Here is an 8,335-nt window from a genome sequence, read left to right as displayed (position 1 = left end):
CGGCGAGCCCTCAGGGGCCGGATCGGCGGGGCGCCACTCGCGCGCGACCGGGCCCGGCTTAACGTACGGAGAGATCACGATCTGCCCGGGAGTTCACATGGCCGCTGGCCGCCGGAGGAGACCCGTCGAGGCCATCGAGGCCATCGAGCCGCCGGGCAACGCCGAACTGGTCCTCGGCGTGCTGGCGGTGACGGCCCTGGTCGAGGCGCTCGGCGTGCTGTCCGGGTCCGAGGTATGGCTCCTCGGGCTGCTGGTGTTCCTGCCGGGGACGGCGTCGGCGCTGTGCACCGTCCGGCAGACGGCGTTCGTCGCCGCGTGGACCACGCTCGTCGTCACCACCACGGCGGTGGTGCGCAACGTCGACGCGGACCGGTGGCTCGACCGGCTCCTGCTGGTCCTGCTCACCCTCACCCTGGGCGTGGCCTCGGTGTACGCCTGTCACCGGCGGATCAGGCGCGAACACGAGATGTTCCGGCTGCGCTCCACGGCCGCGGCCATACAGCGGCACATCCTGCACCCCCTCCCTCTACTCACCGACGACGTCCTGGTCAACGGGATCTACGAGCCCCTCCAGGAGGACCGGCTCGTCGGCGGCGACATCTACGACGTGGTCGCCTCGCCCTGGGGGACCCGGGTGCTGATCGGCGACGTACAGGGCAAGGGACTGGCCGCCGTGGGCGCCGCGTTCGCCGTCATCGGCGCCTTCCGCGCGGCGGCCCATCGCGAGCCCACGCTCACCGCGCTGGTCGACGCCCTGGACGCGGCCGTCGTCCGCCACAACTCCTACGCCGAGAACACCGGCGACGACGAGCGCTTCGTCACCGCCCTCGTCCTCGGCATCGACGCGGACGGCGAGGAGGTGCAGGCCGTCAACTGCGGGCACATTTTGCCGCACGTGATGTACGAGGGCACGGTCACGACGGCCGAGCTGGACTCCGGCGTCCCGCTGGGTCTCGCCGAGCTGGCGGTCGAACCCACGACCGTGGGCTGGTTCCCGTTCCCGGACGGCGCGACGCTGCTGCTGAGCACCGACGGCCTCACCGAGACCCGCGCCGCCGACGGCACGTTCTACCCGGTCGACGAACGTCTCGCCGAGCACCTCGACCTCTCCCCCACCGACCTGCCCCGGGCCCTGTACGAGGACGCCCGCGCGTACGCGGGCAGCGGCGGCCGGCACGACGACGTCGCCGTCCTGACGGTCCGCCGGTCACCGCGTCACTGAACGCATACCGAAAAGGGTTTCTGCGGAACGGGACGGACGCGAGTCGACGCCCGTGTGTCCTGAACCGTTCGGCCTACGAACTCGTCCCTCTCTCACCTCCCTTGACACTTCAACAGCCCGCTTCTACGTTGCGAAAACCTTTCAGGTTGTTTTCCGCACTCCCCCGGTTCACGAACGTCGGTGCCATCGCGAGCGAACGCGTGTTGTCAACGGGACAGGGAGCATCCGATGAGAAGACCGCACGTCCTCCTGGTACGACGCCGGCGCACGAGGTCTCTCCTCGTCGCGCTGGCGCTCAGTGTCTGTTCCGTCGTCGCCGCTCCCCCGGCCGCCGCAGCGCAGACCATCGGGTTCCCCAGCTTCGGTGGGCCCGCGATCCCGGCACCGCCCGTCGCCCACACACCGGGCGACATGATGAAGGCCATCTACGACTCGGAGAGCTCGGGTACCGACTTCTGGATGGACCGCCTGCTCGCCCGCTCCGGCGACGACCCCGCCGGGCCCTGGCTGATGAGCCGCGGGCGGGCCCTCTTCATGAAGGAGCACAACCCCTCCCAGCTGGGTTTCGGCGGCAAGGTCGCCTACTGGGAGAGCATCAACGACAGCAGCGCCTACACCGTCGCGGTCACCCCGGGCACCTTCACCGAACAGGTCGCCCAGCGACGGCAGACGCCCAGCCACTGGAAGAGCGTCCACACCAGCGGCTCGATCACGGTCGACCAGACGAAGTTCGTCACCGACAACAACGTCGCCGTGACCAACCTGTCCATCAAGAACAACGGCTCCGGCTCCACGACGCTTCAGTTGCGGGCGACTTCGCCGTACGCCACCTCCGGCTCCGGCACCGAACTGACCGGCCAGGTCAACGCCTTCAACAACCTCACGACCCTCCGCCCCCGCCTCGCCGGCGACGGCTTCGCCGTCTCCGGCGGCGGCCTCAACCGGTCCGTGACGATCGCTGCCGGCGCCACGGTGACGGCCAAGGTGGTCATGGGCTTCGTCACCGACGAGATCCCCCAGTCGCTGACCGAGTACAACGCCTACGCGGGTTACTCGCCCGCGACAGCGTTCGCCACCCACGTCAAGGCCTACAACCTGTGGTGGGCGCAGAACGTGCCCTACATCGACGTGCCCGAGCCGGCGATCAAGAAGAACATCTACTACCGCTGGTGGCTGATGCGCTTCAACAGTCTCGACGCGGACATCCCCGGGCAGACCTTCCAGTTCCCGACTTCCACCGAGGGTGTCCTCGGCTACAACAACGCCATCGCGCTCACCCAGCCGATGCACATCGACGACCTCAAGTACCTGCGGAACCCGGCCTACGCGTACGGGGACTGGCTGAGCGTGGGCCAGACCTCCAAGGGCGGCCGTTTCCTCGACAACCCGGGTGACCCGGAGAACTGGTCCAACAGCTACACCCAGTACATCGCCGAGGCGGCCTGGAAGAGCTACCAGATCCACGGCGGCCAGCCGGGCATCGCCGCCAACCTGGCCCGCTACGCCGAGGGCGACATCAAGGGCCAGCTCGCGCACTACGACCACGACAACAACAAGCTCATCGAGTACGACTGGGGCGCCCTGACCGGCAACGACGCCGACGCCGTGTCCTTCCACTGGAAGCCCGGCAACATGGACCGCGCCGAGTCCGCCTACCAGTACAGCGGCGCGCTCGCCGCCGCCCAGGCCTACGAGGCGATCGGCAACACTGCCAAGGCCACCGAGATGCGCACCCTCGCGACGCAGATCAAGGACGCCATCGTCAACGTGCTCTGGAACCCCAACCGGCAGCTGTTCGAGCACCGGTTGAAGTCGACCAACGAGTGGGTGCCCTGGAAGGAGATCAACAACTACTACCCGTTCTCGGTCGGCGCCGTCCCGAACACGGCGACGTACCGGCAGGCACTGCGGCTCTACGACGACCCGGCCCAGTACCCGATCTTCCCCTTCTACACGGCCAACCAGGTCGACAAGCAGGCGGCGGCCGAAGCCGGGGAGCCGGGTTCCAACAACTTCTCCACGATCAACTCGACCGTGCAGTTCCGGCTGTACTCGTCGGTGCTGCGCAACTACCCCAACTCCTGGATGAGCGCGAGCGACTACAAGAAGCTCCTCTACTGGAACACCTGGGCGCAGTACGTCGGCGGCAACACCCAGTGGCCCGACGCCAACGAGTTCTGGGCGGACTGGAACGGCAGCTCCGTCAACTACCGCTCCTGGATCCACCACAACATCCTCGGCAGCAGCAACTGGACCGTCATCGAGGACGTGGCCGGGCTGCGGCCCCGCAACGACGCCAAGGTCGAGCTGTCCCCCATCGACATCGGCTGGAGTCACTTCACCGTCAACAACCTCCGCTACCGGGGCGCCGACCTGTCCGTCGTGTGGGACGACCCGGCCGACGGCGTGGTGCGCTACCCGGGCATCCCGGAGGGCTACTCGATCTACGTCAACGGCAGCCGGGTGGCCACCGTCGGCTCGCTCGTCCCCTTCACCTGGGACCCGGCCACCGGTGACGTCACCACGAGCGGCACGGTCACCCACCACACCGCCATGTCCGGGCTCAAGGCCCCCAACCAGGTCGTGCAGGACAGCCCGCAGATGGTCGACATGCTCGCCAAGGCGGGCGTCGACCTGACCGCCGATCTCACCAACCTCGCCGCCGGCGCGACCGTGTCCGCCTCGCACACCGGCTCCGGCAGCACTGTCGCCGGCGCGGTCGACGGCTTCCCCACCAACGAACCGTTCTGGGGCGCGGGCGGCTCCGCCAACAGCCAGGACTGGTACGAGCTGAACTTCGGCACCACCCGCACGCTCAACGAGGTCCGGCTGCACTTCAAGGACAGCCGCCCGGCGAACACCACCTACCGGGCACCGTCCGCGTACACCGTCCAGTACCACAACGGCAGTTCCTGGGTGAACGCGCCCGACCAGACGAAGAGTCCGGCGGCGCCACGGGCCAACTACAACCGGGTGCAGTTCCCGGCGATCAGCGCCCAGCGCATCCGGGTCCTGGCCACCAACGCCTCCGGCGCGAAGACGGGCCTCACCGAGGTCAAGGTGTTCAACCGGGGCGGCGTCCAGCCGCCGGGCAACCTGGCGACGTCGGCCACGGCGTCGGCGTCGTACACCTCATCCTGGGAGAGCGTCACCGCCGTCAACGACGGGATCGATCCGCCGTCGTCCAACGACACCGTGAACCCGCGCTGGGGGACCTGGCCGGAGACGGGTCAGCAGTGGGCGGAGCTGACCTGGCCGTCCGCGAAGACCCTGAACAAGGCCGAGGTGTACTTCTTCGACGACGACCAGGGCATCGACATGCCCGCCTCGTGGAAGCTCCAGTACTGGAACGGCAGCGCGTACGTCGACGTGCCGGGCACCGGGTCCTATCCGTTGGCCAAGAACCAGTACAACACCGTCACCTTCAACGCCACGAGCACCACCCGACTACGGGTGCTGCTCACCGGCAACGGCACGAACTCCGTCGGACTCCTCGAAGCAAAGGTGTACGGACCGTGACTCGTTCCAGATTCCTGTCCGCGTTCTTCGCGTCGGCCACCATGGCGGTCGCCTTCCTGGTGGCACCGCAACCCGCTGCCGCCGCCGTCGCCTTCACCTCGACGGGGGTGAACCAGAACGGCGGCAACTGCCTGGACCTGCCCAGCAGTTCGACAACCAACGGGACGCAGCTACGCGCCTTCGCCTGCGGCGGCGGGGACAACCAGAGCCTGAGTTTCGCACCGGTCTCGGGGACGACCGACACCTACACGATCACCACCCGGTCCGGACAGTGCGTCGACGTGTACGGCGCCTCCACGGCGGACAACGCCGCGATCATCCAGTGGCCCTGCCACGGCGCGGCCAACCAGCAGTGGCGGATCGCGCCGGTGTCGGTCGCCGGCACGGACAAGACCTTCAACCTGGTCTCCGTCGGCTCGGGCAAGTGCGTCGCGCCGAGCGGAGGTTCGTCGGCCTCGAACACCAACCTGGTGCAGCTGCCGTGCGCCACCGCGAACGGCAGGGTGTGGCGGCTGCCCGGCTTCACCGGCGGCGGCACGGCCCCGAAGACGTTCACCAACCCGCTGGCCCAGCGCGGTCCCGACCCGTGGCTGACGTATCACGACGGCTTCTACTACCTCGCCACCACGACCTGGAACTCGACGGTCACCATGCGCAGGTCGAGCACCTTGGCGGGGCTCGCCACGGCCGACGAACAGGTGATCTTCAACCTGACCCGGCCCAACGGGGCCGGCACGATGTGGGCCCCGGAGTTCCATCTCCTCGACGGCCCCAACGGGAAGCGCTGGTACTTCTACTACACGGCCGGCCGGGAGCCGTTCGACCTGGGCACCCAGCGGATCCATGTCCTGGAGAGCGCCGGCCTGGACCCGATGGGCCCGTACAGCTTCAAGGCCGACCTGCTCGACCCGACACAGGACAACACCTGGGAGCTGGACCCCGGCATCCTGCAACTCGACGGCAGGCTCTACCTCCTGGGCACGTACTACAACGGCTCGCAGCCCATGTTCATCCGGCCGCTGTCGAACCCGTGGACCGCGAGCGGCACCCGCCGTGTGCTGTCCACGCCGACCTACAGCTGGGAGACGGTGGGCGGCGCGGTCAACGAGGGCGCCGAGGTTCTCCAGCGGGGCGGCAAGACGTTCATCGTGTACTCCGCCAGCCACTGCTCCACCCCCGACTACAAGCTCGGCATGCTGACGCACAACGGCGGCGACCCGCTCAACTCCTCTTCCTGGGTAAAGTCCCCGAACCCGGTCTTCCAGCGGTCCAACGCGGGCGGCGTCTACGGCCCCGGCCACAACGGCTTCTTCAAGTCGCCCGACGGGACCGAGGACTGGATGGTCTACCACGCCAACAACTCCGCCTCCGGAGGCTGCGACATGAACCGATCGACCAGGGCGCAGAAGTTCACCTGGAACGCCGACGGCACCCCGAACTTCGGCACCCCGGTACCCCTCGGCGTCACCTTGACCGCGCCGTCGGGCGAGTAACCGGACCTCCCGGCCGGCAGGCCGGGATCAGCTCCGGCTGATGACGGGCACACTGCGTGCGGACCTCGGCCTCGCCCCGGCGATGACGGTCAGCGCGCAGTCGGCCCTGGGCTCGCTCCTCCACGTCCAGCCCGAACGCGACGACGCGAGCCGGCGCCGACCTGGTCGTCCGGGGTCTGCTGCGGCACTTCGGCCTGTCCGCCGACGAGGCCGACCGCATCTGCTCGCTGGACCTGCCCGACCTCGATCTGGTCGACGCCGCCGCGCTGTGAGTGCCTGGGGCGTCAGTCCTGGACGAGTTGCTCGGCCAGGCGGTGGGCCTGGGCCAGCAGCGTCCCGTAGGTCGCCAGCGCGTCGGGGTCGTCGGCGACGGCACCCGGCAACCGCCGGCGGAATTCGTCAAGGGTGCGGTGGAGTTCCCCGACGGCCTCGCGGAGCGCCTCCGCGGCGGAGTCGTCTTGGCCGCTCGGGGCGAATCGGGTCCGGCTGTAGAGGCTGACGGCACGTGCGGTGCGGCGTAGGAAGTCCGCGTAGGGACGGGCGATCGCCGCAACCGGTCGGGCCGCCTTCCCGCTCTGGTCCGCGGTTTCCCACACTGTCCGGGTCACGCCCGCGGTATGGACGGCGACGTAGTCGAGGACAGTCAGTGCGTCCGCGTACGCCTTGCCCGGCGGGGCGACTGCCTGCCTGCGGCGCCCCCGGGGGTTGACGCGCATGCTTTCCCGGCTCCAGCCGATCGCCGACCGGGCCTGGTCGACCAGGCGGCCCAGCCGCAGTGCGCGCTCGTGCCACTCCCCCGCCTGATGCCCGTCCCACTCGCCGGCGGCCAGCCCGTCCGCCACCGCGTCCAGGATCTCCTCTGCCTCGCGGGCCGCGTCCCGCAGCGCGGCACGGGTGTCGCGCAGATACACCGGGGGCCTGATCAGCGCGTTGACGGCGACGCCGACCACCGCGCCGAAGACCGCCTCCGCGACGCGGGCGGCCGACGCGGCAACGGTGACCTGACCGCTGGTCAGCACGAAGAGCGCGCCGGTGGCGGCGTAGACGCCCTGGCTGCCCAGGCGCTGCCACTGCCCCAGCAGCAGCACCGTCGGCAGGACCAGGGCCATCGTGACCATCGTGCTGTCCAGCACCAGCGCCACCCCTGTGGCCACCACCGTGCCCACCGCGATCGCCGCGACCTGTTGGAGCCCGTGCGCGAGCGACCGGTACACCGTCGACTCGACCAGGACGACCGCCACCCAGGGCGCCACGAACGCCATGGGAGCCGCGAGCCACCAGCCCGCCACCGCCCACGCCACCCAGGCGGCCAGCGCCGCCTTGCCGGCCTGCGCCACCAGATCCCGCTCACGGCCGGGGCCCGCCCACGCCCACCGCACCGTCTGTACGGCAGCCGCACCGCGCCGCCGGACCTCCCGTACCGCCCTGCCAGTCCACTCCATGACACACCAAGTGCCACGGCAGCGGCGAGACGCACCCCCGACCGCGACTTCGCTGTGGACGGATCCGGCGTTCACGGTGGACGGACCTCGACGACGGTCCGCCGAGAAGCGGGGCTTGGCCGCCGCCATGGTGGGCACGCGATCCGTGCAAGCACGGCGCGGCACGAACGGCTGTGCCCCGCCGTGGACAGCGCCGGCGAGAGGCACACCCTGCAGTCCCAGCACGCACGGCCCGCGCCGCAGGTCGCCGCCGAGCCCACCCCGCCCTACGACTCGGACAATCGGCGAGGTCATCGCCGTGACCGGCGGCATCGTCGACACCCGATGAACCGCTTCGCACGGCGAAAGGCTTTCCGTTCCGCGGCAGCGGCACGGGAATCCGCCAGGCCCCGTGAAGAGGCGGCTGTCGCAGCCGCCTCTTCACGGGGCTCGCGTGCAAGGCTGGTACGAGGACTGCACGAGGGCTGTCCGGACGAGGGTGAAGCGGAGGCCGGTGTGGACTGGGATCGGTTCGCACAGCAGATGGCGTCGATGGCGCGGGATCTTCTGGCGCAGCGTTCGGTCGGCGCGACGCTGGAGCGGATCACCGCCTCGGCCACCGAGCTGGTGGAGGGCTGTGACGCGGCCGGCATCCTCGTGCTGCACGGCACGACGGTGGA

Annotated in this window: 4 protein-coding genes and 1 pseudogene; 4 read left to right on the top strand and 1 reads right to left on the bottom strand. The window is 69.7% G+C overall.

Features of this window, described 5'->3' with window-relative positions:
- The first annotated feature begins 97 nt into the window (after positions 1–97).
- The 3 genes from ACFU53_RS28605 to ACFU53_RS28595 all read left to right on the top strand — a co-directional run bounded on the left by ACFU53_RS28605 (position 98) and on the right by ACFU53_RS28595 (position 6,234).
- Positions 98–1,222 (top strand): PP2C family protein-serine/threonine phosphatase, encoded by a 1,125-nt coding sequence (locus ACFU53_RS28605; protein WP_383998371.1) that lies wholly within the window; start codon positions 98–100, stop codon positions 1,220–1,222.
- A 228-nt stretch (positions 1,223–1,450) separates the two neighbouring features.
- Positions 1,451–4,741 carry a discoidin domain-containing protein gene (locus tag ACFU53_RS28600; protein WP_383998368.1) on the top strand — a complete coding sequence of 1,097 codons (3,291 nt, stop codon included), beginning with the start codon at positions 1,451–1,453 and terminating at the stop codon, positions 4,739–4,741.
- Positions 4,738–6,234 carry a family 43 glycosylhydrolase gene (locus ACFU53_RS28595; RefSeq protein ID WP_383998366.1) on the top strand — a complete coding sequence of 499 codons (1,497 nt, stop codon included), beginning with the start codon at positions 4,738–4,740 and terminating at the stop codon, positions 6,232–6,234. Before ACFU53_RS28600 ends, ACFU53_RS28595 begins: the two co-directional genes overlap by 4 nt.
- A gap of 284 nt (positions 6,235–6,518) precedes the next feature.
- On the opposite strand, the gene ACFU53_RS28590 is transcribed toward ACFU53_RS28595, so the two are convergent.
- Entirely contained in the window at positions 6,519–7,676 is a 1,158-nt protein-coding gene (locus ACFU53_RS28590) for an aromatic acid exporter family protein (RefSeq protein WP_383998364.1), read from the bottom strand.
- A 522-nt stretch (positions 7,677–8,198) separates the two neighbouring features.
- On the opposite strand from ACFU53_RS28590, the pseudogene ACFU53_RS28585 reads away from it, so the two are divergent.
- A pseudogene (locus ACFU53_RS28585) lies at positions 8,199–8,335 on the top strand (antitermination regulator); the annotation flags it as partial.

Source organism: Streptomyces sp. NPDC057474, from assembly GCF_042802555.1.
Classification (GTDB): Bacteria; Actinomycetota; Actinomycetes; order Streptomycetales; family Streptomycetaceae; genus Streptomyces.
The sequence above is the reverse complement of the archived record's forward strand: the minus strand, read 5'-3'. Positions and strand labels throughout refer to the sequence as shown.